Origin of the sequence: Rhodococcus sp. MEB032, assembly GCF_030208925.1 — a bacterium.
Lineage (GTDB): Bacteria > Actinomycetota > Actinomycetes > Mycobacteriales > Mycobacteriaceae > Rhodococcus_F > Rhodococcus_F qingshengii.
Window position 1 is genome coordinate 166,521 of the sequence record NZ_JARVSY010000012.1, and the last position, 26,776, is coordinate 193,296.

General features: G+C 61.3%; 29 protein-coding genes and 1 tRNA gene. 10 read left to right on the forward strand and 20 right to left on the reverse strand.

All coding sequences use genetic code 11. From position 1 onward, the window contains the following. Positions 1-133: 133 nt before the first annotated feature. The 12 genes from QRN54_RS15220 to QRN54_RS15275 form a co-directional block, all read right to left on the reverse strand. The gene (locus tag QRN54_RS15220) at positions 134-907 is read right to left on the reverse strand and encodes a hypothetical protein (RefSeq protein ID WP_285182358.1); all 774 of its coding nucleotides are present in this window, start codon (positions 905-907) and stop codon (positions 134-136) included. A 138-nt stretch (positions 908-1,045) separates the two neighbouring features. Further along, positions 1,046-1,234 (reverse strand): hypothetical protein, encoded by a 189-nt coding sequence (locus QRN54_RS15225; RefSeq protein WP_007731733.1) that lies wholly within the window; start codon positions 1,232-1,234, stop codon positions 1,046-1,048. Between the two features lies 1 nt (position 1,235). Beyond that, a complete protein-coding gene (locus tag QRN54_RS15230; protein ID WP_007731734.1) occupies positions 1,236-1,790 on the reverse strand; it encodes a hypothetical protein in 555 nt (184 codons plus the stop codon). 102 nt (positions 1,791-1,892) lie between these two features. Next, positions 1,893-2,069, reverse strand: coding sequence for a hypothetical protein (locus QRN54_RS15235; RefSeq protein ID WP_228401677.1), 177 nt, complete (start codon positions 2,067-2,069; stop codon positions 1,893-1,895). Positions 2,070-2,462: 393 nt separating this feature from the next. Then, complete coding sequence (locus QRN54_RS15240) at positions 2,463-3,140, reverse strand: SMI1/KNR4 family protein (RefSeq protein ID WP_285182359.1); 678 nt, start codon at positions 3,138-3,140, stop codon at positions 2,463-2,465. 306 nt (positions 3,141-3,446) lie between these two features. Continuing rightward, positions 3,447-3,848: a hypothetical protein gene (locus tag QRN54_RS15245; RefSeq protein ID WP_007731740.1), complete on the reverse strand. Its 402-nt coding sequence runs from the start codon at positions 3,846-3,848 to the stop codon at positions 3,447-3,449. A gap of 314 nt (positions 3,849-4,162) precedes the next feature. Further along, complete coding sequence (locus QRN54_RS15250) at positions 4,163-4,402, reverse strand: hypothetical protein (protein WP_285182360.1); 240 nt, start codon at positions 4,400-4,402, stop codon at positions 4,163-4,165. 148 nt (positions 4,403-4,550) lie between these two features. Beyond that, complete coding sequence (locus tag QRN54_RS15255; protein WP_285182361.1) at positions 4,551-6,197, reverse strand: hypothetical protein; 1,647 nt, start codon at positions 6,195-6,197, stop codon at positions 4,551-4,553. Then, positions 6,194-6,532 carry a hypothetical protein gene (locus QRN54_RS15260; RefSeq protein WP_029254242.1) on the reverse strand — a complete coding sequence of 113 codons (339 nt, stop codon included), beginning with the start codon at positions 6,530-6,532 and terminating at the stop codon, positions 6,194-6,196. The genes QRN54_RS15255 and QRN54_RS15260 overlap by 4 nt, the downstream gene beginning before the upstream one ends. A 62-nt stretch (positions 6,533-6,594) precedes the next feature. Then, a complete protein-coding gene (locus QRN54_RS15265; RefSeq protein WP_020968150.1) occupies positions 6,595-6,987 on the reverse strand; it encodes a hypothetical protein in 393 nt (130 codons plus the stop codon). A 90-nt stretch (positions 6,988-7,077) separates the two neighbouring features. Next, positions 7,078-7,761 (reverse strand): MspA family porin, encoded by a 684-nt coding sequence (locus tag QRN54_RS15270; protein WP_020968149.1) that lies wholly within the window; start codon positions 7,759-7,761, stop codon positions 7,078-7,080. Positions 7,762-8,351: 590 nt separating this feature from the next. Continuing rightward, entirely contained in the window at positions 8,352-9,203 is an 852-nt protein-coding gene (locus tag QRN54_RS15275; protein WP_234551209.1) for a glycoside hydrolase family 43 protein, read from the reverse strand. Positions 9,204-9,454: 251 nt separating this feature from the next. Here QRN54_RS15275 and QRN54_RS15280 point away from each other — a divergent pair, with 251 nt between their 5' ends. Beyond that, positions 9,455-9,949, forward strand: coding sequence for a DUF1877 family protein (locus tag QRN54_RS15280; RefSeq protein ID WP_030535796.1), 495 nt, complete (start codon positions 9,455-9,457; stop codon positions 9,947-9,949). 81 nt (positions 9,950-10,030) lie between these two features. Here the strand turns inward: QRN54_RS15280 and QRN54_RS15285 are convergent. From QRN54_RS15285 to QRN54_RS15295, 3 genes are all read right to left on the reverse strand, one after another. Then, positions 10,031-10,120: transfer RNA gene (locus tag QRN54_RS15285), tRNA-Ser, on the reverse strand. Between the two features lie 50 nt (positions 10,121-10,170). Continuing rightward, on the reverse strand, positions 10,171-10,596 hold the full coding sequence (locus QRN54_RS15290; protein ID WP_020968140.1) for a MarR family winged helix-turn-helix transcriptional regulator: 426 nt from the start codon (positions 10,594-10,596) through the stop codon (positions 10,171-10,173). 128 nt (positions 10,597-10,724) lie between these two features. Beyond that, positions 10,725-11,963, reverse strand: coding sequence for a lactate 2-monooxygenase (locus tag QRN54_RS15295; protein WP_044480920.1), 1,239 nt, complete (start codon positions 11,961-11,963; stop codon positions 10,725-10,727). Here QRN54_RS15295 and QRN54_RS15300 point away from each other — a divergent pair. Further along, the gene (locus QRN54_RS15300) at positions 11,962-12,951 is read left to right on the forward strand and encodes an NAD(P)H-quinone oxidoreductase (RefSeq protein WP_007731765.1); all 990 of its coding nucleotides are present in this window, start codon (positions 11,962-11,964) and stop codon (positions 12,949-12,951) included. The genes QRN54_RS15295 and QRN54_RS15300 overlap by 2 nt on opposite strands. Positions 12,952-12,966: 15 nt before the next feature. On the opposite strand, the gene QRN54_RS15305 is transcribed toward QRN54_RS15300, so the two are convergent. Next, positions 12,967-14,169, reverse strand: coding sequence for a cysteine desulfurase-like protein (locus QRN54_RS15305; RefSeq protein WP_007731767.1), 1,203 nt, complete (start codon positions 14,167-14,169; stop codon positions 12,967-12,969). Between the two features lie 132 nt (positions 14,170-14,301). On the opposite strand from QRN54_RS15305, the gene QRN54_RS15310 reads away from it, so the two are divergent. From QRN54_RS15310 to wzm, 4 genes are all read left to right on the forward strand, one after another. After that, the gene (locus QRN54_RS15310) at positions 14,302-14,871 is read left to right on the forward strand and encodes a bacterial proteasome activator family protein (RefSeq protein WP_003943894.1); all 570 of its coding nucleotides are present in this window, start codon (positions 14,302-14,304) and stop codon (positions 14,869-14,871) included. Positions 14,872-15,028: 157 nt separating this feature from the next. Then, positions 15,029-15,871 (forward strand): galactan export ABC transporter ATP-binding subunit Wzt/RfbE, encoded by an 843-nt coding sequence (gene wzt / locus QRN54_RS15315; protein WP_003943818.1) that lies wholly within the window; start codon positions 15,029-15,031, stop codon positions 15,869-15,871. Then, positions 15,864-16,751, forward strand: coding sequence for a galactofuranosyltransferase GlfT1 (glfT1, locus tag QRN54_RS15320; RefSeq protein ID WP_047272765.1), 888 nt, complete (start codon positions 15,864-15,866; stop codon positions 16,749-16,751). Before wzt ends, glfT1 begins: the two co-directional genes overlap by 8 nt. Positions 16,752-16,787: 36 nt before the next feature. Then, a complete protein-coding gene (wzm, locus tag QRN54_RS15325) occupies positions 16,788-17,636 on the forward strand; it encodes a galactan export ABC transporter permease subunit Wzm/RfbD (protein WP_003943943.1) in 849 nt (282 codons plus the stop codon). Here the strand turns inward: wzm and QRN54_RS15330 are convergent, their stop codons facing one another. From QRN54_RS15330 to rfbB, 3 genes are all read right to left on the reverse strand, one after another. After that, entirely contained in the window at positions 17,637-19,205 is a 1,569-nt protein-coding gene (locus QRN54_RS15330) for a glycosyltransferase family 39 protein (protein ID WP_230587493.1), read from the reverse strand. 3 nt (positions 19,206-19,208) lie between these two features. After that, positions 19,209-21,110 carry a glycosyltransferase gene (locus QRN54_RS15335; RefSeq protein ID WP_285182362.1) on the reverse strand — a complete coding sequence of 634 codons (1,902 nt, stop codon included), beginning with the start codon at positions 21,108-21,110 and terminating at the stop codon, positions 19,209-19,211. A gap of 81 nt (positions 21,111-21,191) precedes the next feature. Beyond that, positions 21,192-22,196: a dTDP-glucose 4,6-dehydratase gene (rfbB, locus tag QRN54_RS15340; RefSeq protein ID WP_042447638.1), complete on the reverse strand. Its 1,005-nt coding sequence runs from the start codon at positions 22,194-22,196 to the stop codon at positions 21,192-21,194. Positions 22,197-22,292: 96 nt separating this feature from the next. Here rfbB and rfbA point away from each other — a divergent pair, with 96 nt between their 5' ends. Genes rfbA through QRN54_RS15360 form a run of 4 tightly spaced genes read left to right on the forward strand, consistent with a single transcriptional unit; the run spans position 22,293 to position 25,813 of the window. After that, positions 22,293-23,168 (forward strand): glucose-1-phosphate thymidylyltransferase RfbA, encoded by an 876-nt coding sequence (gene rfbA / locus QRN54_RS15345; protein ID WP_285182364.1) that lies wholly within the window; start codon positions 22,293-22,295, stop codon positions 23,166-23,168. Between the two features lies 1 nt (position 23,169). Continuing rightward, complete coding sequence (locus QRN54_RS15350; protein WP_285182365.1) at positions 23,170-23,775, forward strand: dTDP-4-dehydrorhamnose 3,5-epimerase family protein; 606 nt, start codon at positions 23,170-23,172, stop codon at positions 23,773-23,775. Positions 23,776-23,826: 51 nt separating this feature from the next. Next, positions 23,827-24,918: a S1C family serine protease gene (locus tag QRN54_RS15355; protein WP_003943984.1), complete on the forward strand. Its 1,092-nt coding sequence runs from the start codon at positions 23,827-23,829 to the stop codon at positions 24,916-24,918. Between the two features lie 34 nt (positions 24,919-24,952). After that, positions 24,953-25,813, forward strand: coding sequence for an ATP-grasp domain-containing protein (locus QRN54_RS15360; protein WP_285182366.1), 861 nt, complete (start codon positions 24,953-24,955; stop codon positions 25,811-25,813). Here the strand turns inward: QRN54_RS15360 and QRN54_RS15365 are convergent. Beyond that, entirely contained in the window at positions 25,799-26,770 is a 972-nt protein-coding gene (locus QRN54_RS15365) for an alpha/beta hydrolase (protein ID WP_003943846.1), read from the reverse strand. The genes QRN54_RS15360 and QRN54_RS15365 overlap by 15 nt on opposite strands. Between the last annotated feature and the right edge of the window lie 6 nt (positions 26,771-26,776).

Here is a 26,776-nt window from a genome sequence, read left to right on the forward strand (position 1 = left end):
GTGGCACTCCACCCGGAGCGTCGATCAGCTGGTGCGTAGCCGGATCGGGATCGCGGCGCGGTAATTGCGGGCAGGCTGGTCGGTCCGCGCCATCCCTACCTGCAGGCAGCCCCGAGTGCGCCCAACGTAGGGCTCACAGCCGTCTGAAACCTTTGGGTAGAGGAATCTCCGGTCGTTCGGTCGGCAGTCCTGCTGCTGCGCGGATGCTTCGGATGTCCTCGACGGTTAACGGCGTGGACAGATTCTTCTGGATGACGATTGTGCCGTCCTGGTAGGGAAACGCCTCCACGCTGGGCGGGAGCTGCGTTTCCTTGATCGGCAACTCAGGACCGAAGTAGGTGCAACTGCCCACGATCGCGTCACCCGGTACGTTGAACTGAGGCGATGATTCGGTTCGGCGGTAGAGCACGGTGACACGCGAGTCCCAGATGTCGGCTAGTCCCTGTACGAGCTTCAATGCCAGCGAAATCAGTGATTCGTCGGCAAAGGCACATGCGAATGCGCCGGACCCTGAGGTGCCCCCGAAACTGACAACGACTTTGACGTCTCCAGCGGGTGAATACAGGGTCATATGTCGTCCCAATGAGAGGGGATACATACCGCCGGTGGCATCGGGGGATCGTCTGCAATCGATCAATGCGGCTTCGATCGATTTTTCCGTCGGAGGTACAAGGATCTGACGGAGATTCGACGCCAAGGCCTGCTCGACTCCGGCGCCGTCGGGGAGTGCATCGCCTACTGTTTGGTACAAGTCGACGTCGAAGACAGGATCGATGTCGCGAAGCAATCGTAGCGAACGTGCAACGAGCGCGGCCGTGACGGCCTCGCTTTCAGGCGAACCCTTTCGTGGAACGACCTTCACTGTCAAGCCCGCCGTAGGATTGCGGCGCAGTGATGACGTAGGCACTTTCACTCCCCTCCAAATACGATGATGTTGATGTTCTCCATCCCGATGACCTCGTCGAACGCATCCTCCATTATCTGAGCAGCTTGTTCTTAAGAACACCATCACCTGCGGACGTGAGCTTGGCCGTAACTTCTGGTGTCACAGCCGGCGCGAGCCTTTCGGTAGGCGAACCTCCGGTCGTTCGGTCAGCAGGCCGACTGCTGCACGGATGCTTCGGCTTCCGTCGGCAACCAACGGGGCGCGTGGATCACGCTGGATGACGATCGTTCCTTTCTTGTACGGAAAAGCTTCGACAGTGGGTGGGATCTGCGTTTCGTTGATCGGCATCTCAGGGCCGAAGTAGGTGCAACGTGCCCACCGTTGCGTCGCCGGGCACGTTGTACTGAGGTGTGAGCTCCGCATCCCGGTAGAGCACGGCCGTGGGAGCGTCCCAGATATCGGCCATGCCCTGGACGAGTTTCAATGACAGTGAGATCAGAGATTCATCGGCGAAGCCCCCTGGGTACGGCCAGATGAAGGTGCAAAGTAAGGAACCTGCTCCTGCCGTACCCCCGAATCCGATGAGAATTTCGATGTTTCCGTTGTCGGTGAACAACCTGAGTTGATGCCCGAATGAGAGTGGGTAAATCCCGCCTGCGGCATCAGGAGACTTTCTGCTCTCGATCATTGCGGCCTCGAGGGAGTCCTCTGCCTGAAGCGTGAGGATCCGTCCACCATTCGATGCCAGAGCCTGCTCGACCGTAACGCCGTCGGGAAGGTCATTCCTCACGGCGCGGTACATGTCGACGTCAAAGACTGGGTCAAGCTCTCGAAGGAACTGCAGTGACCGCGCTGCCAGCGCCGCGGTGACCGATTCGGCTTCCGGCGGTCCCTTTCGCGCCATGACTTTCAAGGTCAACCCGGAGGTCGGATCACGACGTAAAGATAAGGCAGACAACGTCACTCCTGTTCGAAGACGATCGACCAATTGGAACAGGCTCTGGCGCTACACCGGGTAACCCATCGCCGCCCGCACCGCCACGATGTCGGCGGCAGCGACCTCCATTGGCTTGTCCCCCAACCGAACCAACGTGCCAATGGGCAGTTCCTCCACCACCGCAGATTGGGGGAGTTTGCTGCGATCGAACGTAACTCCTGAATGGAAGTATGTTTCCCATCCCACCTCCACCTCACCTTTCGACCGATTCTGAAGGTGCCGGTAGTCGCCGATGCTCCACCGAGCCCGAACTGCCCACGATCGCGTCGCCGGGTACGTTGCGCTGAGGCGATGATTCGGTCCGGTGGTAGAGCACGGTGACACGAGAGGCCCAGATATCGGCCTGCCCCCGTACGACCCTTAACGCCAGCGCAATCAGCGATTCGTCGGCAATGGTGCAGGAAAACGAGTCGATGCGTGAGGTACCCCCGAAACCGATCATGACCTCGAGATCCCTTTTGGTCAGACAAATTGATCATCTGCTCTTTGGAGACTGGATCCGAGGCACGTGCCACGTGGGGCAAGACCGCACACAAATTGCTTAGACTGTCTCCAGTCTGGCTATCCAAGGCGCAGGCTCTAGGCACCGAGTCCGACGTTGGTCCAGATATCAAGGTAAGTGGAGTAATCGACCAGTTCAGGGGGTTCCGTCAATGACCACACAACACCCCTTGTCGATTCCTCACCAAAGTACAAGCAAAGATAACCGCCGCCGCCCGATCTGAATGTCGCGATGCAACGAGCCGGATCTGGGTACTCTTCAGGGGACAGCCCGTCCAGAATAGACCATTCAAAGCTGTCAATTCGAAACATATCTTCAAGAGGCAGTGGCCCGACAGTCTTACCGGCAATATAGTACCAACCGTTGTGCAAATTTGAATAGAAATTCTTTAGACTGGAGGGGAATTTATTCCAATACCCTGAAAGTTCATCACCATCCACTACCGGTGGCGTACCCAAATAGTAGAGATCGGCCCCGTATGCCATTTTAATTTTATATAGAAGAAAGAACCTATTTTCAGACCTGAGCAACCGCACATCAGATAGATTATCTTTAATGTTTCTGTAAGTGTCGCCCAATATCGGTCGCCCAAATACGTCCCATTGGTCCAATATCCCAGAAATTCGAGCTGCAACGTCACCATTTAGTGCATCCAACCAATAATTCGGAAGCGCCATACGTTCAAGTGGTGTCAAGTCGTCAATCTCCGCAAGCACGGGCGAGTCGACACACCGCGAAATCTTGACCAGATCCACTACTGAACTCCATTCAATATATTAGATATCATTAACTATCCAGACGAGGCGGATGCTCGAAAAATGGGATGAGCTGCAGGGACTAGGGGAAGAGGACTACCGCTCGCGATGGCGCTGACAGCTACTGAATTGGGCTGCGCGAAGAGCAGCTTCGAGCCATCGATCATCCTGGTTACTGTACAGCTTGCGCAAACCGGGCAGGTGTACGCCGCCATGTGGAAAGTACTGTTTCCCACGGCATCTCACTACAAGCTGTTCGGGTACGCGCGAGGGTGGTATCAAGGACAAAGCGCTCTACGCGCCGGCTCAGGTGTTGACCTGATTTCCGTCAGAATCGGTATCTCGTGCTTGGCGGTCAGTGTCTTTGTAGTGCAATTTGTCGTACCTGTTTACCGGAGGTGCATCCTTCTGCTCGCGGTAGAGCGCCCGTGTCAGCCAAGCACCGAAAACATCGTTGAATCCGGTGGGATGCCTTCGCGTGAGGAAGGGGGTCCACCACCACGCCACGAACACAGCAGCGAAACCGCACAAGAGGACAGGTCCGAGAATCGACCGCTGTGGAGCGGTGAGCCAAGCGAAAACGATGGTAAGGATCGACGAACTCCAGTAAATCGTTCTCGCATGACTGCGGTACATCACGTAGGGCGTAGATACGATCAACGCCACAGCCCCTGCAGCAATCGCACAAATCGCATAAAAGGTGGTCATGGTGCCGGTTCCGCTTGAGGAACGGTGTGTCGTCGGTATATGGAACTCTTCGGGAGAAAACGCAAAACGAGGACCGCCGCAGTGCCCGCGACAGCGCCGATCCGGGTGGTCGAATTGTCAGTCACGAGGAACACCATCCCACTCGCAGCCGTCAACGAAACGGCCAAGGTTATCGCGCCCCGCATCGGATTGCCTGCTGCGGCATCAAGCGCCGACAGCACCCCCGAGGCTAGGCAGAATGCAATGGCAGCGATCAGCAGGTAATGCACGGTCTCAGTCCCTTCTCTTGGAGCGATCGATCATTGTCTAAGGCTTCAATCAAATGATCGGCCTGCCCGGGTACCCAAGTATGCCCCGAGTAGCGATCCTCCGATTGCACCGATTCCGCCCCCGACTGCGGCACCTATCGGGCCGCCGAGAAACCCGCCGAGTGCGGCGCCACCTTTGCCGCCTGCCCATCCCAATGCGATTGCGCCACCGGAATTTCCCACAGTTTCGCCATGTGGCGCGCCTTCGCGCCACTTGATGACACCCGAGGCAACCTCAACTGCCACCGATAATCTGCTTAAAACAGTACCCACTGCCGCCGACCGAGCGGCCTGCGCAGCGCTCGGGAGCGAACCAGCATGATGCACACCGGTGTTCGCAAGGGCGCCCGCAGATTGCAAGCCCGAGGCGGGGCCACCGAGCGCGGTGCTGCCTTTACTCAAGACAGTTGCAATCTCGGAATCTGTATAGCCGCGGTCTCGCATCTGATCCACCTGCCATTGCAGGTCGTCCAAGTTGTTGCTGTGCGGTCAGAGGGACGTTGCCAGTGAAGTCAGCAGGTACGTCGCCATGGGCGAGCGCCCGTTGGTTCGCGGCCCTCTGCGCGGGGCCGATCAAACCGTTGTTGGGATCAGAGTCAAAGATCCCGAATGGTAATTCCATTGGAGGATCTGGCTGCGTCTGCGTTTCCATGTCGAGGTTGTCGAGTGGGTTCCACGGAGGGTCGCTCGCTGTACCCCCGGGTGTATCGGTGCCCGAGTCGGTCGGCGATCCGATATCGAACGGCAGAGGCGTTGTCGGTGCCGGCTGCGTCGGCGGATCCATGTCGAGATTGCCCAGTGGGTCGATCCCGCCGACGTCGTTGTAGGGGGAGTCTGTCGGGACGTTGACCATGACCGGTCCGCCGGACTGGTTGACGACCTCACCGCCGCCTTGAAGGGGTGTAGCGGTGACGTCTCGTCCGGTGACCGGGTCGCTGCCGCCGTAGGGGCCGTCAGCAGTGACCGGGTAGATGACGCCCGGGGTCGGGATAACGACTTGGTAGAGCTTGCCGTCACGGATCTCGTAGTAGGTGGGAACCGGATCGCCGTTGACGTCGTACGCCCACGCAGCGGCAACGGTGCCCTGCAAGTCTCCGTTCGCGTCGTAGACACCGACGGACCCGTCGTCGTTGATGCTCATGTGTCCGCCGGGTGGTAGGTCGACCACCATTTGAGCTTCATGCGAGGAGGTTTCGTCGTGAATGAGGAAGATGGTGCGTTGTCCGCCACCTGGGTCGGGGATGACCACGACGTCCTGACCGCCGACGAAATACGGCATGAACGGTTTCGCGACCGTACCGACTACCTGGGAGAGAACCGACTCCCACGGGCGTGCGCTCACACGCGCACTGAACGGTCCCGGCCGCCCCCTCACTCTCATACCCGCAGCGGTGAACGCCGCGGCCCCGACGAGGACCAGTTCGAGATACCGGTCACGGCCCGAGTCCTCCCCGGCGGTGGAAACATCTGCTGCCGGGCCCGGAACCGTTTGGGCCGGTGCGATATTCGAATCCGAATCCGCGGGGATCGGTCCGGGACCACGATCGGTGGTGGTTCCCTCACCCGGGGTGGGTGTGGGTGAGGGAACCGCTGATGCCGATGCATTGGGGAATGCACCGACACCAGTTTCCGAGGCCGGGGACTCGGAAGTAATGGGCGGAACCTCGATCGTCGGCACAGGGACGATGGGGGTGCCGTTGTAGGTGGGAAAGTTCGTCGGAGCATTCGCGCCGACATTCGGGCCACCGCCTGGAGCCTGCGCACCGGGGAGCCCGACCGTGGTCGTCGGCGCAACTGTCGCCGTCGTGGACGGCGCACTCAGGCACGGGTTGATGATCTCTGGCGGGATGGGTGCACCAGGTGGCAGCGACGCAATGAGATTCAGGTAGATCTGATGATCACGTGCCCGCACCGCCGCGCAGTTGACCGGAGTGGCGGAGAGTGCGATTCCCGCACCGATCACTCCGGCCGCTCCGGTCAACAGCGCCCCGGCGGCAAGCACTCCCGCGAGAGTCCGGCGAAGTCGTCTACCGGACTTCACCGGTGCGCACCACGATTGTCACTCTTCTTCGTTCGGAGTAGCGCGATGAGTTTGTCTGCGCCCCACCAGAACAACCGTCCGGAGATCGACATCCACAAGAAGAATGCCAGGTAAACCAGGATCGTCCCGTAGTCGTTCGCCCAGCCGGCGAGCTTCCCGATCACCGCGAATGCCGCGATCAGCAACCCCAGTCCGACTGCGGTGGCGATCACAGCCTTGGAAAGTGGACTGAGTTCGCTGTCCGGATCCCAGTCATCAACGTCTGCAACGTCTTTACTATCGACGGCAGTGGATTCCGACTGGACACTGCGGCGTTCGGCGTTGTTGACGGTCATGGCTGGAACTCCAAATAGGAAGGGAGAGCGGGGACAACGGGTCGCCGACGTTCGGCCTGGTATCAGTTCCAGTACTGCTCCGTCAGGACTATGTGCCCCTCACTGGCGGGGTGATTCGGGTCGGAGACAAAGACATTGGCATGCCCACCACGCGCGGCTGCTTCACCGAGCACAGCTCCTTCGAGGGCGTCGACCTTGCCATCGGTAACAGTTATCGCGGAACCAGGCGCCAACCAGACCCCCCTCAGCGAACCTGGAACGATGTTCGCAATCGCATCAGGAATCGGGCTCGCCGCCAATGCCGCGGTTTCCGCATTCGAGAGCGACAGACCGATCCGGCCATGTTCCGGTTCGACGATCGGAGTTGCGGCAGATGCCACGCCGGCGCCGAGAACACCGATCAGGGCGATACCTGCGGTGAGAGTTCCGGCAGTGGCCAAGGTACGAATCTTCATGATTTCTCCTTTGTGGGCGTGATGAGTAACCACCCCTGGACGGGACGGATCGGGAATAGTCGCCAGCAGCGCTGACGACGGCTGCGTGGGTTAGAGCCAGGTGGGATCGGAGTACACGAACAACGTGTTGTCGGACGTCGCCGTCGACACCGAGAGTTGTGCGTACGAGCGGATCGTCACCGGCCCCATGCACGCATCAACCTTCACGTGCACGTTCTCTGCCGTGATCGACGCCTTCGACGACTCGAGATCCTTCTTCCCCAACGGAATCGTCGTGATCGTGCCCGGCGCAATCGTCGACTGAATACTCGGATTCACCGACGCATTCACACCCACGTTCGCCGACGGGACACCCGAAATACTCACACCGACAGACGGGCCGAGCGAAAAGCCAAGCCCCAAGCCAAGTCCGGAGGAAACATCGATCTGGCAGCCGATCTGCAATCCCTGCTCGACATATCCGGTCTTCACCGCCGAATCGCCCGCACCACCAATCGTGCCGGTCACCTTCGCCGACACGAACCCCTCACGGGTGAACGCCGTCGTCGCCAGGTTCGGCACCGGGTTCGCCGACAGTTTCGTCGCGGCGAGATCCAACGACCAGCCGTCATCGGTGACAGTGCTCGCGAACTTGTCCGCCAACGCCGTCGGCGTTGCCGATGCACTCCCTGCGAAGACCACACCAGACGACAGCGCGGCAACCGCACACGCCGCGAGCCCTACCGCGGCCCTCGATCGACGATGGGATACGCCGTTTTGCGATTCGATCGACATGAACTGCTCCTCCACGTGACACAGCAACCAGAGCGGTAGCCGACAACTAACTGAGTTAGTTACCGGACGGTACCAATCGTCCTGTTTGCCCGCCAGTGCGCCATCTCCCCCATCTTGGATTTAGGGTGAACTTTCGGTAACAGATATATATCGACAGGCTTATCAGCAGCGAAAAGGACCTAGGTCCCACTATGAGCAAGGTCACCGTTTACGGACGAGAAGACCCCTCAGAAACAGTGCGGCAAATCTGATTCGACCCGCATCCTGCGGGCCTCAGAGCAGCTGAAGGCAGAAAGTGCGGGCATCAAGCCAGTGCGCGTACTTGAATATGAAACTAACAGGCATTACCTGGCAATCAATCGTGAAGTACGGCGCCCAAGCGGGGCCTGGGAGCGCAACGCTGCACAGCTCCCGCGGAGATACTCACTTCATGGTCGGCGCGAACTCGTCGGACCCACGGGCATCGCATCGTTAGCTTGTCAATCACTGATAGGCGCAGACGACGCACACAAGTAGTACGCAAGTACGAGAAAAGGCTCTGACCAAGACCGGAGTCCTTGATCAGAGCCCTACCAACTCAGGGTCGAACGTTATGCCGGTTCTCTCATGATGCCGAGATGCCGTGCAGTCCCGGACACCCCAGGAACCTCTTGCACAGGAGACCAGGTGTTCAGCCCGTCCGTGCTGTCGGAGTAGAGATACTTTCCTTCGGTATAGGCGTCGAGATAGATCCGCCAGTCGCCGCTCGGCAACTGAACCACGGCCGGACCTTCGACAAGCGGACCCCAATTCCCGGGCGGGACAAACGAATAAGGTCCCGTCACCGAAGGAGCGACCGCATGCTCGACGACCTTCCTCGTCTCGTTCTTGGTGAACGCATGATAGGTCGATCCGACTTTGACCACGGTGGTGTCGATGTGGTCCGCACCGATCCCGGCGAGCGGAACAGGCGGGCTCCACAACCGGAGCGACGGTTCCAACGCCGTCATCAGATACGGCACAAATCCTCCACCGGTCGACATCGACAGGATGACGTTGACGCGATCGCCGTCCACAAACCACTCAGGCGCCCAGGCCTTGGTGACGAATGGTGACAGCGACGGTCCGTCGCTGAAACCAGCCGAACCCGAGAAGCCCGGGGGGCTCGCAGAACCGGTGCCATCTCCCGTACCGGGCATCAAGGCGCAGCAAAACGGAACCGGATAGTTCCCCAGCGGCGTCCAGTTGATGCGGTCGCTGCTGCGTGCAAACCCGATGTTCGCCCCACCACCCGTCGTGTAGGTGAGGTAGTACAACCCGTCCGTGTTCCGGAAGATGCTCGGATCACGCACGAGCCCAGATGGCGGCCTGTACGCCGACTGCTGGACGAGTTGAAAGCCGGTGCCGTCAGCCGACTCGTAGACATCCATGTCACGGTCGCTGGCATTGCTGAACGCCACCATTGTGTATTTCCAGTCAGGCGGCGGCGCGGCGCTGCTGGCAGGGGCTGCGACCAGCAACCCCGCGACGACGAGGATCACCAGCGATACAACAGAAAGGCCGGTCCGTTTTGTCGGAATCACCGATGAAGTATGTATGACAGCAGGCCCTCCATGGGTAACTTCGGTCGGAGGCAGAGCAGGATCGTTACCTAAGTCGATTCGTCTTGTAGTGACGGCGGGACGGCGGCAAGGTCGGCCGTTAGCATCACGCCATGGAACTTGGAGTGCATTTCGCGCTGTCAGACAGCGTGGCAGCGGAACTTCTGGACGCGCGCGGCGACGACGACAAACTCGGCGCTGTGGTCGAGGACATCGAGGAGACGGGCCGATCCGAGTTCTCGTGCGACACGGACAAGGCGTGGGATCCGATCCTGTGCGCCCTCTCCAGCACGGGGTACGAGCGCGTGTCCGAGAACTGGCCGGCCTACGGCGTAATCTTGGGGGACGAAGACCTCAACACCGACACCGACGACCAACTCGTCACCTACCTGGCACCCGATCGGGTCGCCGAAGTCTCCTCGTACCTGGCGGAAGTCACCGAATCCGAGTTCGGCGTGCGCTACGACGCAATGCCACTCGACGACCGCAACCCGGAGTACGGCTCCGACGAGCGCGGGTACGCCTGGGGCTGGCTTCAGGAAGTGGCGGACTTTTTCCAGCGCGCGGCCCGAGAGCGTCGCCACGTGGTATTCACCGTGCGGTTCTGACGCCCACTACCCAAGCAGTGTGACTCCGAAAACAGTAAAGGCTCTGACCTGGACCGAAGTCCGAGGTCAGAGCCTTTGCTTTGGCGGAAGCGGAGGGATTTGAACCCCCGGTGGGTTTAACGCCACGCTCGCTTTCAAGGCGAGTGCATTCGGCCGCTCTGCCACGCTTCCGTGGGCGATCCTATCGGGTGTTCCCACGGACCGCGAAAACGGCTCCGGAGTCAGCGCTCGCCGATGGCTTTGTCAACCTTCTCGAAGACGTCTGCCAGCACGTCCAGTTCCTGGGGAGTCAGCAGATCGACCAGATTGTTCCGCACTCCGGCCACGTGAGTAGGCGCTGCCTCGGCGAGGCGACGCCTACCCTCTTCCGTGATCCGAGCGAGCACGCCGCGACCATCTTCGACGCAAGTGTCTCGCACGACGATGCCCTGAGATTCCATCCGCCTGATCTGGTGCGTCAGGCGGCTCCGCGAAGACAGCACGCCGTCTGCCAGGTCACTCATCCGCAACGACCCGTCAGCTGACTCCGAGAGCATGACCAAAATGCGGTAATCGGCCAACGACAGGTCGTGTGAATCCTGCAGTTCGCGGTTGAGAACCTCCATGAGGCGCTGATTACCGTCCATGTAGCCGCGCCATGCACGCATCTCGCACGGCGTCAGCCACGGTGTCTCACCGTGCGCCGCCTGCGATGTCTCCTCGGTTGTCGCTTCAGCTGTCACAGGTTCCAAGTTTAGACCTGTGTCCGCCCGTCACAGTAAGACTCACCCTAAAGTCACGAATTGGACATCAGGATCGAACGATCGATTTCGGCGACCGATGCCAGCCCCGCCAGTCCCATGGTGAGATCCAGGTCGGCCAAGAGACTCCGGAGCGCATGACGCACTCCGTCCGCTCCGGCCAATCCCAACCCGTACACCCACGGCCGCCCGTACAGCACTGCGTCGGCACCCAAGGCCAGAGCCTTGATTACGTCTGCGCCACAACGAATTCCGGAGTCCATCAGGATGTCCACCTCATGCCCCACCGCATCAGCGACGGGACCGAGAGCGTCGAGTGCCGAAATCGACCCGTCGACCTGACGCCCACCATGGTTGCTCACCACAATGCCGTTGGCGCCGGCCGCGACGGCCTCACGTGCGTCGTCGGGATGGACAATTCCCTTCACTGCGATCGGAAGTGTCGTCCACTGGCGAAGTTTCGCGATATCCGCGATCCGCACCGCATGGTTACCGAACAACGACACCCACGTGAGAACCGCGATCTGCAGCGCTTCTGCGCTCTCCTCGGGCGGCGTCGCCAGTTTGGCGCGGAACACCGGATCCGACAGATAGTTGGCAATACCCTTCGCCTGCAGGAACGGAAGGTGGCCGAGCTCGAGATCCCTTGGACGCCAACCCATACCGGGAGTGTCGGCAGTCAGGACGATAGCCTTCGCGCCCGCCGTCTCCGCTCGGCGGACAAACGACTCCGCAAGTTCGTCGTCGGCCGGCCAGTACAGCTGGTACCACCAGTTCTCGCCGGAGGCCGCCGCTACGTCTTCGATGGTCGAGGATGCCGCCGTCGAGAGAATCGATCCGATCCCCAACTCGGCAGTGACCGAACCGACCGCAACCTCGGCGTCGTCGTGGACCAAGCCGAGCACGCCCACCGGAGCCGTCAGGATCGGTGCAGCCAACCGCGTCCCCAACACCTCGACGCTCAGATCACGCGCGTCGGGCGCCGCAGTCCCCCGCAACATCCGCGGCACGATCGCATGCTTGTCGAACGCCCGCAGATTCGACACCGCGGTTCGTTCGGTCGACGCGCTACCGGCGATGTACCCGAAGGCCTCCGGTGAGAGTTGCTCGCGCGCGGCATCTTCCAAGCCTGCCGCAGTCATCGGCAAAGCCGGCTTCGCGCCGCTCAGTCCCGTCAGATAAATCTCGTTCTGCATGTTCCCGAAGTAAGTCACGTCCGCGACGGTAGCGGCAAAACACCCGTCAGCGGGGAGATTCGCTAGCGTCGTATCCATGTACGCCATAACGATCGATCAGCCCGGCGGTCCCGAGGTCATGAAATGGGCGCAGCAGCCCGATCCTGAACTACCTCGCGGGCACGTACTCGTCGAGGTCGCCGCGACCGCAGTCAACCGCGCCGACCTGCTCCAACGTCAAGGCTTCTACCCGCCGCCGCCCGGCGCGAGTGACATTCTCGGCCTCGAATGCTCGGGTGTGATCACCGAACTCGGCGAAGACGTCACCGGTTGGTCCGTCGGCGACGAAGTCTGCGCACTGCTGGCCGGCGGTGGCTATGCCGAGAAGGTTGCGGTCCCGGCAACACAACTTCTCCCCGTTCCCGCTGGCGTCGATCTCCGTGTCGCAGCGTCACTGCCGGAAGTTGCGTGCACAGTGTGGTCCAACGTCGTGATGCGCGGCGGACTACGACGCGGACAGGTACTACTCGTCCATGGCGGTGGCGGCGGAATCGGCACCCACGCCATCCAGGTCGGCAAAGCCCTCGGCGCCCGCGTCGCAGTTACCGCGGGTTCGGAGGACAAATTGAACCGCTGCCGCGAATTGGGCGCGGATATTCTCATCAACTATCGCGACAGCGACTTCGTAGCATCACTCGCCGAAGCCACCGACAACCACGGCGCCGACGTGGTTCTGGACAACATGGGAGCGTCGTACCTCGGGCGCAACGTCGACGCACTCGCCATGGACGGCCACGTCGTGATCATCGGAATGCAGGGTGGCCGCAAGGGCGAGGTCGACATCGCCAAGCTGATGGGAAAGCGCGGAAACATCACGTCGACGGGCCTGCGTGGGCGTCCGCTCACCGGCCCCGGCGGTAAAGCGGACATCGTCGCCGACGTCCGCGCGAAATTGTGGCCGTTGATCGCAGACGGATCGGTTCAACCGATCGTGTCGACCGAACTTCCGATCACCGAGGCGCCATTAGCCCATCAGTTGCTGGATTCGCCGGAAACCGTAGGCAAGGTCATCCTCACCGTGAAGTGAGCCGAGCGGGATCGATCAGCCCAGGGCGCCGAGTTCGGCGACCAGCTGATTGATCTCGTACCGCGTCGTGTACGGCGCAAGGCCGACGGTGACCGCGCCGCCTTCGTCGTTGACACCGAGGGCGTCGAGCAGCCTGGAACCGCCGTGCGTACCGCTGACCGTCGCGATGCGCTTGTCGGCCAGATGCGCGGCGACCTTGTCTGCCGCCATGCCCTCGAGCGTGAAGCTGAGCGTCGGCACCCGCGTAGGTGCGCCGCCGATCACCATCACGTTGGGCAGGGCTGCGAGAGAACGCATGAGGTGATCGAACAGACCGTCCTGGTAGTCCTGCAGCGAGCTGATCGAGGTTTCGAGGCGCTCACGCCTGGTTCCCGTTGCCGATTCGTCCAAGCCCGCCAGGAAATCGATCGACGACGTGAGACCGGACAGCAGCGCGAACTGATGACCGCCCACCTCGAGTCGCTCGGCGCCACGCGCGTACGGGTTGAGCGACACGGCCGGAATTCGGTCGAGCAGTCCGGGATCGCGGAAGACGAGTGCGCCCACCTGCGGACCGCCCCACGACGGCGCGCTGACGGCAACGATGTCCGCCCCGAGATCAGCCATGTCCACATGCGCATATGGCGCTGCACCGACGGCGTCGACCACCATCAGTCCGCCGAATTCGTGCAGACGATCAGCTGCGGCGCGGACGTTCGGAGCCGAACCGACGACCGGTGATGCGGCCGTCAAGGCCACCAATCGAGTGGTCGAGGTGATGAGATCGTTGAACTGCCAACTCGGGAGCTCACACGTTTCGATTTCGACCTCTGCCCATCGCACCTGAGCGCCGTAGCGACTGGCCACACGAAGCCAGGGCGCGACGTTCGCCTCTTCGTCGAGGCGCGAGAGTACGAGACCGGTTCCGAGGCCCAACCGCGAACTGAGCGACTCGGCGAGCCAAGCCAACAACACCGCTCGGTCTGATCCGAGAACGACTCCCGCAGGATCTCCGCCGACCAGATCGGCGACCGCGGTGCGCGCACTCTCGAGAATGGCAGCACTACGACGGTTCGAGACGTGGCGACCGGAGGAAGAAGATGCAGAGGCACGGAACGCGGTGGAGACCGTCCGCGAGACGGCGTCCGGGATCTGCATTCCGGCCTGCGGATCGAGGTGGATCCAGCCGTCACCGAGTGAGGGAATCAACCCCCGTACGCGGGCAACGTCGTAAGCCATGCTCGACACTCTAGGTGCAGACGCCCGCTTAGTCGAAGGCAGTCACCCAATTACCCGTCAGTACAGTTATTCGGTAGCTAACTTTTTGGGGGTTACGCGGCGTTTGTCGCCCACACACGACAAGATGGAAGCATGACGAACCCCGACAAAGAGCAGGTACTCGTTATCGGACCCGACGGTCGACCCGTCGCGATGCCGGCGGCCGAGGCAGAGGCCTCCACATCTGGCACCACCGAAGGCGCGGAATCCGAAGCCGAGTCCGTCGCCGAGATGGTCGAGCAGCCGGCGAAGGTCATGCGAATCGGCACGATGATCAAACAACTGTTGGAAGAAGTGCGCGCCGCGCCGCTCGACGACGCCAGCCGCAAGCGCCTCAAGGACATCCACACCTCGTCCATCCGAGAACTGGAACAAGGCCTGGCACCCGAACTCCGTGAAGAACTCGAGCGACTGAGCCTCCCGTTCACCGACGACTCCATTCCCTCGGACGCCGAACTGCGAATCGCGCAGGCCCAACTCGTCGGCTGGCTCGAAGGACTGTTTCACGGAATTCAGACCGCACTGTTCGCGCAGCAGATGGCAGCGCGCGCTCAGCTCGAACAGATGCGTCAGGGCGCACTGCCTCCCGGCATGAGCATCGGGGCTCCGCATTCGCCTGCCCATCCGGACCAACAGAGCCCGGGAACCGGCCAGTATCTGTAACGAGCAGCGCTGCGTCCCCAGCTGAAGTCTTCACGGTGTTGCGCCCCGGTAGGCTCGGTGCTCGTGCCCGACTCCGCGAACTGAGCGGATTCAATCCCGGCGACGCCGAACCGGGGAGCCCGCCCAACCAGGCGCTCCACCGGATGCAAGGAGCAGAATGACCGAGAACGTCAGCATCGAAACACGCGGAGCGTGTGTCGACTTCCCGATCTTCGACGCGAAATCGCGTTCGCTGAAAAAGGCGTTCCTCGGTCGTGCAGGTGGCGCAATCGGACGAAACGATTCCGACGTCGTTGTCGTCGAAGCTTTGCGGGACGTGACGTTGTCCCTGAAGGAGGGCGACCGAATCGGACTCGTCGGCCACAACGGTGCAGGCAAATCCACATTGCTCCGACTGTTGTCCGGGATCTACGAGCCGACTCGCGGATCAGCCGCAATTCGTGGCCGCGTAGCCCCTGTCTTCGATCTTGGGGTGGGTATGGATCCCGAGATCTCGGGATACGAGAACATCATCATCCGCGGAATGTTCCTCGGAATGACCCGTAAGCAGATGCTCGCGAAAATGGATGAGATCGCAGACTTCACCGAGTTGGGCGACTACCTCTCGATGCCGCTTCGCACCTACTCGACCGGAATGCGGGTCCGAGTGGCACTCGGTGTGGTGACCAGCATCGATCCGGAGATCCTGCTCCTCGACGAAGGCATCGGTGCCGTCGACGCAGAATTCATGAAGAAGGCGCGAACCCGTCTCCAAGACCTCGTCAAACGATCTGGAATCTTGGTTTTCGCGAGCCACTCGAACGAATTTCTGGCGCAACTGTGCGACCGCGCGATGTGGATCGATCACGGAACTGTCAGACAGTCCGGGGGAATCGAAGAAATCGTCCGCGCGTACGAGGGCAACGATGCCGGCGACCACGTCGCTCATGTGATTCGCGAAATGGAACGCGAAGACGCCGCGGCATCGGCGATTGCTGAAGCGAGCTCGGACGATGCCTGAGCGGATAATCGGCGTCGTTGTCACCCATCGGCGTCGTGAACTTCTCGCTTCGTCCCTGAAAGTACTCACAACCCAGACGCGCCCACTCGACCATCTCGTCGTCGTCGACAATGCCGACGAATCCGATGTCCGCGCGCTCGTGGACGACTGCTCGATCCCCACCACGTACATAGGGTCGGCACACAATCTCGGCGGCGCCGGTGGTTTCGCCCTCGGAATGTTGCTGGCATTGTCGCTCGGTGCAGACCGAGTCTGGCTTGCCGACGACGACGGCCGCCCCGAGGGGCCCGAGGTACTTTCGACGCTTCTCGATTGCGCAATTCGTCACAACCTGGCGGAAGTATCTCCCGTCGTGTGCGACATCTCCGAACCTGACAAGCTGGCCTTCCCGCTACGCCGTGGGGTCGAATGGCGTCGACGACGTAGCGAGCTGGGTGAAGGTGATCTTCTCCCGGGAATCGCGTCCCTCTTCAACGGTGCGCTGTTCACCGCGGAAGCGATCGAGACCGTTGGCGTTCCCGATTTGCGGCTCTTCGTCCGTGGCGACGAGGTGGAGGTCCATCGCCGACTGATCCGTTCCGGACTTCGGTTCGGCACATGCCTACAGACTGCGTACCTGCACCCCGACGGCGCCGACGAATTCAAACCCATTCTCGGCGGCCGTATGCACACGCAGTACCCGGACAACGAGACCAAGCGTTTCTACACCTATCGCAACCGTGGCTATTTACTCTCGCAACCCGGGATGCGACGGCTCCTTCCACAGGAATGGGTGCGATTCGGTTGGTACTTCCTCATCACCAGGCGTGACGTCTCCGGGCTGCGCGAGTGGATGAGGTTACGCAAGCTGGGTAGATCCGAACGCTTCTCTCGCATCTGATCGAGCCCGCTCGGCGACCGAGTAGGCTTGGCGGCTGTGTCTGCCCCAACCCTTGCCGACAAGGCCCCCATAGCGCCGGCGTCCCGCACGTTCGCCCGAGCAATCCAGGATCTGCGCGAGGGTCTCGGCCATCGAGAACTGTGGTTCCATCTCGGGTGGCAGGACATCAAGCAGCGCTACCGACGATCCATCCTCGGACCGTTCTGGATCACGATCGCCACTGGCACCACTGCAGTCGCGATGGGCATCCTCTACTCGTCATTGTTCAATCTGGACGTCGCGGAATTCCTCCCGTACGTCACTCTTGGCTTCATCGTGTGGAACATGATCTCCGGTGCCATCCTCGAGGGCGCCGAAGTCTTCATTTCCAACGAGGGACTGATCAAACAGCTACCCACGCCGTTGAGCGTTCACGTGTATCGGCTGGTCTGGCGCCAGTTGATTCTCTTCGCCCACAACTTCGTGATCTACATCGTCATTTTGATCGTGTTCCCGAAACAGCTTTCCTGGACGGATCTTTCGTTCATTCCTGCTTTGGCGTTGATCGCGATCAACGCAGTGTGGGTTTCCCTGGTTTTCGGCATCCTCTCCACTCGGTACCGTGACATCGGCCCGTTGCTCGCGAGCGTCGTTCAACTCTTGTTCTTCATGACTCCCATCATTTGGACCGAGAAGTCACTGCAAGGAACAGCCAACGCTGAACGAGCACGAATCGCGGAGCTCAATCCCCTGTATCACTTCCTCGACATCGTGCGAACGCCACTCCTCGGCGGGGACCAGCAGCTGTACCACTGGGTCATCGTGCTCGCCGTCACCGTCGTGGGGTGGGGCCTGGCACTTCTGGCCATGCGCAACTACCGTTCACGCGTCGCGTACTGGGTATAGTCACCTGCGTGTGGAAGGAACCATCTGCACGATCTGCAAGTGGTGCAGCGGTGTCGCTGTTTCGACAACGAACCCTCGCACTGAAAGTTGTGTGAACAGTTCCGTGTCGATGAAATGGAAAGGCTCGAAATTCCACACGACATTGGCCGTATGAAGTATTGCCTCATAGCTCTGACGCTCACCGTCGGTGACGACCCACACGGTCTGGCAGCCCTGTGCCCGCTCGGCCGTCTCGTCCACTGAATATTCGGAATCCCACAGCTCGTCGATCGAGTTCGCATCATGCTCGAGGCCGATATCTCGCAAACCTTTGATCGAGTCAGGCCGTGCCTCGGCGACAGCATGCAACGAACTCGGCGCCCAGGACACCACCGGCTGGAACGCGACGCAATCGCCCGCATTCCCATTGGCTTTCAGAAAATCCGCAGCCGTACTGTAGTCCATCCCACCCGATTTTCCCCACGGCTCTCGCTGGCTGACGTATGCAGGTAGAGACGCCGCAGCAAGAAGTATCACCGCCGCCGAGGCCAGGACCCAGCTCGACGTCAGGCGGCTGATCATGACACCCAGCAGCAAGGCCACACCGGGCGCAGTGAATATGACGTACCGATCGACGTAGATGTTTCCCAGGACGACCGAATACACGAGAAACAGCGCCATCGGGACCAGAATCCACACCAGTGCGACAGTCGACGCACTGCGATCCCCGACAGTCCACCGACTGGGTGCGAAGAAATAGCCCGCAATCCCTGAGAGCACGATGATCCCCGCCACGACAGCAAACAACGGACTCGAAAGGAACCATTGGTCAACGGCGATCGTCGTGAAAATATGCCGATCCAACGGTGGTATCCAACTGACTTGCCTCGATTGTCCGAGCGACAGGGCGATCAGCGGGGACACAAGCAGGACCGCGGACGCGGAAGCACCGACAAAGCACAACCCGTTGAAACGATTCCGCTTCGAATCGGCGTCCGGAATCACCTTGGCCCCGAACACCACGATGACAGCGTGTACCAGCAGCAGCACGGCGCTGTAGAGAAACAGTGCTACAGAGACAGCTGCCAACACGCCGTACAGGATCCACCACGCGCGCTTCGACGTTCGCAGCGAACACACGAGCACCAGCATTGTGACCGTGGACAATGCCAACACCATTGCATACGAGCGTGCCTCGGTGGCTGCCCAGGTAACTCGGGGAAGCACCATGAAAGTGACGCCGACGATAACGCCGAGTCTGGTACCCCCGAACATCCGCGCCAGCGCTACCAACGCTGCCGTCGCGATTCCGACTGCCAGCGCACTCGGCGCTCGCGCAGAGAATTCCGATACCCCGAAAACCTGAAACCACCAGTGGATCAGCACGTAATAGAGCCCATGGACCGCATCCACGTGTCCGAGTGTTGCCAGCGTCGAACGAAGCGATCGGTCCGCCATCGAGACCGTCGCCGCTTCGTCCCACCAGAACGACGGACGACCGGACCACGCGACACCCACGACGGTAGCCGCGAGCCCCAGTAGAGCCGGCAAGCGCCACTGGGCCAATCTCTGCCCCAGCGGGAGGGCCACAAGCTATCCGATCTTGTTTCCGTACAAGCGCGTCCAGTTCTCGGCGCTCGTGAGGCGCGGCATGGCGTCCGAGTACGCCTTCTTCATCTCAGGTGCGCGCTTACGCAGCTCCCAACAGACTTTGGCCGCGCGCTTGGCCAACTCGGTAGCCTGCTTCTTGTTGCGCCGACGGACGCGGACGCCGTTCTGCGACGCGTCCGTGACAGCGGCATTTTCGAACAACGACACATGCCACCAGTCGCCGAAGATCGCAGGAACCGTTACCGGTCGACGGTCGACACGCCCAGTCCACTGTTGAACTACGCGCTTGAGAAGCACCAGACCCTCGCGGTTCTCGTCGGGCTCGAACTCCCACACGGTCATCTGCGTATGTGGATCGGACTCCGCACCGACTGCCGAGGCCGGCTGCATTTTCGTTTCAGGGTATTCGTCACGTAGAGCACGAACGTCGACAAGAGCAGATTGCCCGCCGTCGTTGAGGAAGTCAGGCCCCTGCAGGAAATCCTCAGCCGCCTTGACGAATGTTGCCGCCAACCCGTACTGCATTCCTACAATGAGCTGAGTAATCTTGCGTAACAAGAACTTCGAGATCACCTTACCGTCGAACGGGCCGTAGATCGAAGAAACGATCAACCCATTTCGAATGCTGAAGTACCGGGACCAGTCGTCGTAATCCTTCAGATGGAAATCCGCGTGCCAGACACCGGCATTGGGCAGAGTTATCGTCGGGTGGCCGGCGAAGCGCGCTCGGATTCCGTACTCGATGTCATCCCACTGGAAGAAAAGCGGTATCGGCAAGCCCAGCTCGGAGATGATCTCGGCCGGCAACAGGCAAGTCCACCAACCATTCCAGCCCGCATCGAAGCGCATCTCCTGCTTCTTCTTCAACAGGTCGACGCCCATCATCGCGCCAGGAGTCAGGACCCCGGCCTTGAGCTCGTCGAGAACCTCTCGCTCCGCACTGACATGCAACATCGTCGGATTGTTCAGTGACAACATCTGAGCCCCGACGATTGCCGGCTCGACCGTCATATTTGCGAATGCATTCATCCTGAGCACCGATTCGGGCTCGCAAAGAATGTCGTCGTCCATGAGGATGACGTTGGCGTGCTCAGAACCTGACGAGGAAGTGATTTCGAGCATTCCACGCGAGAAACCACCCGCGCCACCAAGATTCGGCTGCGTCAGATAGATCAACTTCTTGCCGAGATCGTGCGCGACAGTCTTGAAACGATCCCTGGATTGAACCTGATCTGTGCCCTGATCGACCACACAGACGGCGTCGATACCGATCATCGCACCCGCATCGGACGCCATGGTCGCAACGGTTTCGACACAGTCGTCGGCGCGATTGAAAGTGCAGATGACAACAGCCGCCGGGCGTATGAACTCTGGGGCCGAGACAGTCCATGACACGCCGGAAACGACAACGGAACCTTTGGTCGCGACGAATTCCAACCACATCGCCCCGCCGTCGACGAAATGAGCGAGTGGGGCATCGATCGAGAGTTCACCCGATCCGGCGACCGAGTGAAGTGAAATCGTCCTCTTGCGTCCGCGCACATCCGATGCACGCAGGCTGACGTCGAGCCCGCCGTCGCCGACGTAGCTCAGCTGAATCCGCACCGAACTCACAGGCGTCCACCGCTGCCAGAAACTGGCAGCAAATCGTCCGAAATACGTGTTGGTGCTCGCGGTCGCCGCTTCGCCCAATGTCAGAGAATGCCGATCGACGAGCGCATCACCCTTGGTAACCACATACATTGCCTCTGGCACCTTGGGGGACATCGATCGGAAGATGCCACGCTGGACCAGAAAACGATCCCCGTGTGGATGCTCGACCATTACCTCGTCAAGCACAGCCGTGTCATTTGCGACCGGCGTATCCGCGGAGGCCTCGTTCATCTACTGATCCCTACCGTTGTTGATGTAGCTACATCTGAGCACGTATCGGGCTCGAGGGTATCAACCGCGGCAGCCGGTGGTTCAGCGGACGACGGATTCTCCGGCTGAATACGTTGCCTCGACGCCGGCCTTCTGCGGACGCCACCACTGCTCGTTGTCGCGATACCACTCGACGGTGGCTTCCAGTCCGCTTCGAAAATCGCGGTACTGCGGCTTCCACCCAAGTTCCTGCTGCAGTCGCGTCGAATCGATCGCATACCGCAGATCGTGACCAGGGCGGTCGGTGACGAAGTCGAAATCGTCCGGCTTGCGTCCGAAAATTTCGAGCAGGGTCGCAATCACCGTCCGGTTGTCGGTTTCACCGTCGGCGCCGATCAGATACGTCTCGCCGGACTTCCCGCGGTCCAGGATGTCCCAGACGGCGCGGTTGTGGTCCTCGACGTGAATCCAGTCGCGGACGTTGCGGCCTTCCCCGTACAACCGTGGACGCACTCCGTCGAGCAGATTGGTGATCTGGCGTGGGATGAACTTCTCCACATGCTGGTACGGGCCGTAATTGTTGGAGCAGTTCGAGATGGTCGCCGCGATCCCGAACGAGCGCACCCAGGCGCGCACGAACAGATCACTCGACGCCTTGGACGCGGAGTACGGGCTCGACGGGTTGTACGGTGTCGTCTCCGTGAACTTCGCCGGATCATCCAGTTCGAGGTCGCCGTACACCTCGTCGGTCGAAATGTGGTGATAACGGACCCCGTGCGAACGCACAGCCTGCAGGAGCGAGAAGGTTCCCATGACGTTGGTGCGCAAAAACGGTTCGGGGTCGGCGAGGGAATTGTCGTTGTGGCTTTCGGCCGCGAAGTGCACGACTGCGTCGGAGCGCGAGACAAGATCGTCGACCAGCGGCTCGTCGGCCACGTCGCCGTGGACAAACGTGATCCGGTCCTCGACGGACGCCAGGGACTGGCGATTTCCGGCGTAGGTCAGAGCGTCGAGAACCGTGACTTCCACGTCGGGACGCGTCGCCACCGTCTGATGAACGAAATTGGCACCGATGAAGCCGGCACCCCCGGTGACCAGTAGTCGCACGTCATCTCCTCAGGCTCATCGGACGAACCCCACTTTAGCGGCCGGGCGTGTCATGTCCGTTTGCGTCGGCAGGCAGGAGTGCAGGACACTGCACGCATGCGCGGAATCATTCTGGCCGGTGGCACCGGGTCGCGGTTGCACCCGATCACCCTCGGAGTGAGCAAGCAACTCTTGCCCGTCTACGACAAGCCGATGATCTACTACCCGCTCTCCACTCTCATGCTCGCCGACATTCGCGACATCTTGATCATCACGACCCCACACGACGCCGAACAATTCCGCCGGGTTCTCGGCGACGGCTCACAATTCGGCGTCAACCTCACCTATGCAGTGCAACACGACCCGAACGGCCTCGCAACGGCATTCACCCTCGGCGCAGAGCACATCGGATCCGACTCCGTGGCGCTCGTCCTCGGCGACAACATCTTCTACGGCCCCGGCCTCGGAACCCAACTCAGGCGTTTCTCCGACATCGACGGCGGAGCCGTATTCGCTTACTGGGTCTCGAATCCGACCGCCTACGGCGTCGTCGAATTCGACGACTCGGGTCGCGCCGTGTCCATCGAGGAAAAGCCGACGTCACCGAAATCCAATTACGCAGTCCCCGGCCTCTATTTCTACGACAGCGACGTCGTGGACATCGCACGCACTCTGAAGCCCTCTGCGCGTGGCGAATACGAAATCAGCGACATCAATCAGCACTATCTCGAAGCTGGCAAACTTTCTGTCGATGTCCTCCCCCGCGGAACCGCGTGGCTCGACACCGGCACACCCGATTCCCTGCTCGAGGCAGCGAACTACGTGCGGACCATCGAACACCGCCAAGGCCTCAAGATCGGTTCCCCTGAAGAGGTTGCGTGGCGTCAAGGATTCATCAGCTCCGACCAATTACGCACTCAGGCAGAAGCATTGGGAAAATCCGGGTACGGCAACTACCTACTCGAGCTGCTCGAGCACGGCAAGGAATGGTGACGTGGAAATCCGTCCACTGAAGATCGCCGGAGCTTGGGAAATTACACCGAAGCAGTTCGGCGACAACCGCGGTGTCTTTCTCGAATGGTTCAAAAGCTCCGCCTTCACCGCCGCGACCGGCCGCACTCTCGGCCTCGCGCAGGCCAACTGCTCGGTTTCCGAAGCCGGTAGCCTCCGCGGGATCCACTTCACCGACAATCCGCCCGGACAGGCGAAGTACATCACCTGCGTGAAAGGTGCCTTCCTCGACGTTGTCGTAGACCTGCGCGTCGGATCACCGACCTTCGGCGAGTGGGATGCGGTGGTGATCGACGACGTCGATCGACGAGCGGTGTTCCTGGAGGAAGGCCTCGGCCACGCGATCCTTTCACTCGAAGACGGATCGACAGTGATGTACCTGTGCAGCATCGAATACTCGCCCCACCTGGACCGCGACCTCGATCCCTTCGATCCGGAACTCGCGATCGAATGGCCGAGAACAGACCGTAAGGGCAACCCTCTGACCTACGAGCTCTCCGCAAAGGACGCTGCCGCGCCGTCCCTGGCGACGCTCCGCGCGGACGGCATGTTGCCCGGTTTTGTGGCCGAAGATTCGCCGAATCGGTAATCTTCACCTTTCACGACTCGATGGCATGACACCGGCGGGACGGACGGCTGGATGACCAAACGTGCGAGCAGACGCGGCCTGTGGACGGCCGTCGTTCTCGCAGCCGGCCTCGGTGGTCTCGCGCTGGTCGCACCGCCCCTGACTCCGGGAACGATCGAGTCCGCACCGGTCACCGTCATCACAACCACCCCACCCGCGCCGGTTGTTCCGCTCACCCCGGAGGAGCTCTCGGCCCGGGTGGTCCCCACCATCGTCACCATCACGGCGCCGGCCGGATTCACCACCACTGCTGGGACCGGGATCGTGCTCTCCCCTGACGGAGTGGTGCTCACGAATCACCACGTCATCAGCGGAGCTTCGGACGTCACTGCCGTCAGCATGTCCAACGGACTGATCTACGACGCCGAGATCCTCGGGTACGACAGCGTCAGCGACCTTGCTGTCCTTCGACTCGCGGGCGCTGACGATCTGCCGGTGGCTGTGGTCGGCAAATCAGCAGAAGCCGCTCGCGGGGACTCCGTCACCGCAATCGGAAATGCGGAAGGCGGCGGAGTACCCGTCCCTGCTCCCGGCGTCATCACCAACCTCGGTGTCACCGTCAACACCCGCAACGTGTCCGACGGATCGCGAAACCAGTTGAAGGGCCTCATCGAGGTGGACGCGGACATCCGGCCTGGCGATTCCGGTGGTCCCCTGGTCAACGCCGTTGGCGAGCTGATCGGCGTCAGCAGCGCAGGCAACGCCGTCACCGACCGCACCGAAACCTCACCGGCGCCTCAGTCCTACGCGATACCGATCGACACCGCACTACCGATCGTCGAGCAGGTACTCGGTGGCCGCTCCTCCGAGACCGTGCGTGTGGGACCGACACCCGTACTCGGTGTCGCGGTGAAGGATCACGCGGACATGCCGGCCGGCGCCGAAGTTGTTGCCGTGAGCTTCGATTCGCCGGCCGAGCGGGTGGGGCTGACCAAAGGTGCGGTCATCACCGAGTTCGGTGGCAGCCGGATCGCGTCGTCCGCTGATCTCAACGCGGCGATGAGCTCGCGCCGCCCCGGCGACACCGTCGCGGTGACGTGGGTGGACGCAACCGGGCAACCCGGGACCGGTTCGCTGGTCCTCGACGAGGGGCCACCTCGCTAGTCTTAGAAGGCGCCAGCCGTGAAAGCATCGTGGCATGACCACGGTTCTCCTGCTCACCTGTGACGGCGCCGCCCGCGAGGCGGATGTCGAAAGCAAACTCGTCATGGATGCTCTCACCTCCTACGGCATCGCGTCGACGATGGCGCCGTGGTCGAGCCCGTCCCTCCTCGATATCGACGCCGACCTGGTTCTGATCCGGTCGACCTGGGACTACACCCAGCGCCTCGACAAATTTCTTGCCGTTCTCGATCAGCTGACCGCTCCGATCGCCAATCCACTCTCGATCGTGAAGTGGAACGCACACAAGGGATACCTGACCGAACTTGCCGCGGCCGGCGTACCTATCGTCCCAACCGCTGTGATCGCTGCCGGACAGAGCGAAACACTCACCCTCCCTTCGTTCGAGGGTGCCGACGTCATCGTCAAGCCTGCAGTGTCCGCCGGCGCTGTCGGAGTGGGAAAGTTTGCCGCCGGGTCCGCGCAGGCCCACGCTCACCTCAGCTCAATCCTCGACGGCGGTAACGACGCGTTGGTCCAGCCATTCGTCTCGGACGTCGTCGACGGTGAGCGCTCGATCATCCACATCAGCGGACGCTACTCACACGCTGTCCGGAAGATCCCGGCCGCCAACGACTTCCGCGTGCAGGAATTTCACGGCGGAACCAACCACCTCCACGAACCGTCCGCCGCCGAACTCACGGTGGCCGACGCAGCACTGGCCGCGACCCCATGCGGCCCCGGCGAATTGCTTTATGCGCGTGTGGACGTCGTGGGTCCGGTGGATCAGCCACTGCTCATGGAAGTGGAACTGATCGAGCCCGAACTCTTTCTGCCATTCGCTCCTGGATCTGCCGACGCCCTCGCACGGGCAGTTGTCGCGTCACTGCGCACGTGACGCCTGGGGCGGGACCGCATCCAGCCTGGCGCGAATGAACCTGGCAACGTCACGTAGCGCAGCCCGGCTCTCCGGCAAGCCAGGCCAGACGGCGGGAAACGCGTGAACCTGGCCGTTCCAGATCTGCAGCGAGCACGGCACCCCCGCGGCGGCGAGCCGTTGCGCCATCACCTCCGAATCGACTCTGAGCACCTCGGATTCGGCGGCGATCAGCAACGACGGCGGCAGAGCGGCCAGATCGCCGTCGACGGGTGAGTTCGTCTGTCCGCCAAGCTTTCCGATCGCCATCAATGCCGACACCGGGGCGATCACGTCGCGTCGAGCGTTGGCGTGGACTGATTTGGTGGTGCAATCGAGATCGAGGAGAGGTGAGAGCCCGACCAGACCGGCGGGAACCTCGAGCCCCGCGGAAACAGCTGCAAGTGCCGTCGCGAAGACCAGAAAGCCTCCGGCCGAATCGCCAACGAAGACAACCTTTTCCGGCAAGGCTCCCTGTTCGAGGAGCCACCGGTATGCATCGAGACAGTCGTCGACGGACCCGCTGATGCTCGTGCTCGGCAACTGTCGATATGCGATGTGCAGGACCGGAAGGCCGGTTCGCTTGGCGATGCTTGCAACGACCGGCCGATGCGTGTTGAGCCCGCAGCACATGAACCCGCCGCCGTGCAGGTAGAGAACAACACCGTCGCGCAGATCAGCCGTCGAGCCTGCCGTCCGCACGAGTTCACCGTCGAAACCTGGAAAGCGAATCGCTTCCCGATCGATCCCGGACGGAATGCGTACACCCGCGGCCGAGTCCAGCACTGCGGCGCGGCGCATGGCGCCAGGCGTCAGCGGCGCGATCCCGACCACGGGCCGAAGCATCCATCGACACGCGTTGTAGAGGACCTGCGATTCGATACTCGGCCTGCCGTATCGAGTTCCGGTCCTTCGACTGACTGTCGGCAACAGAGACATCTGTCC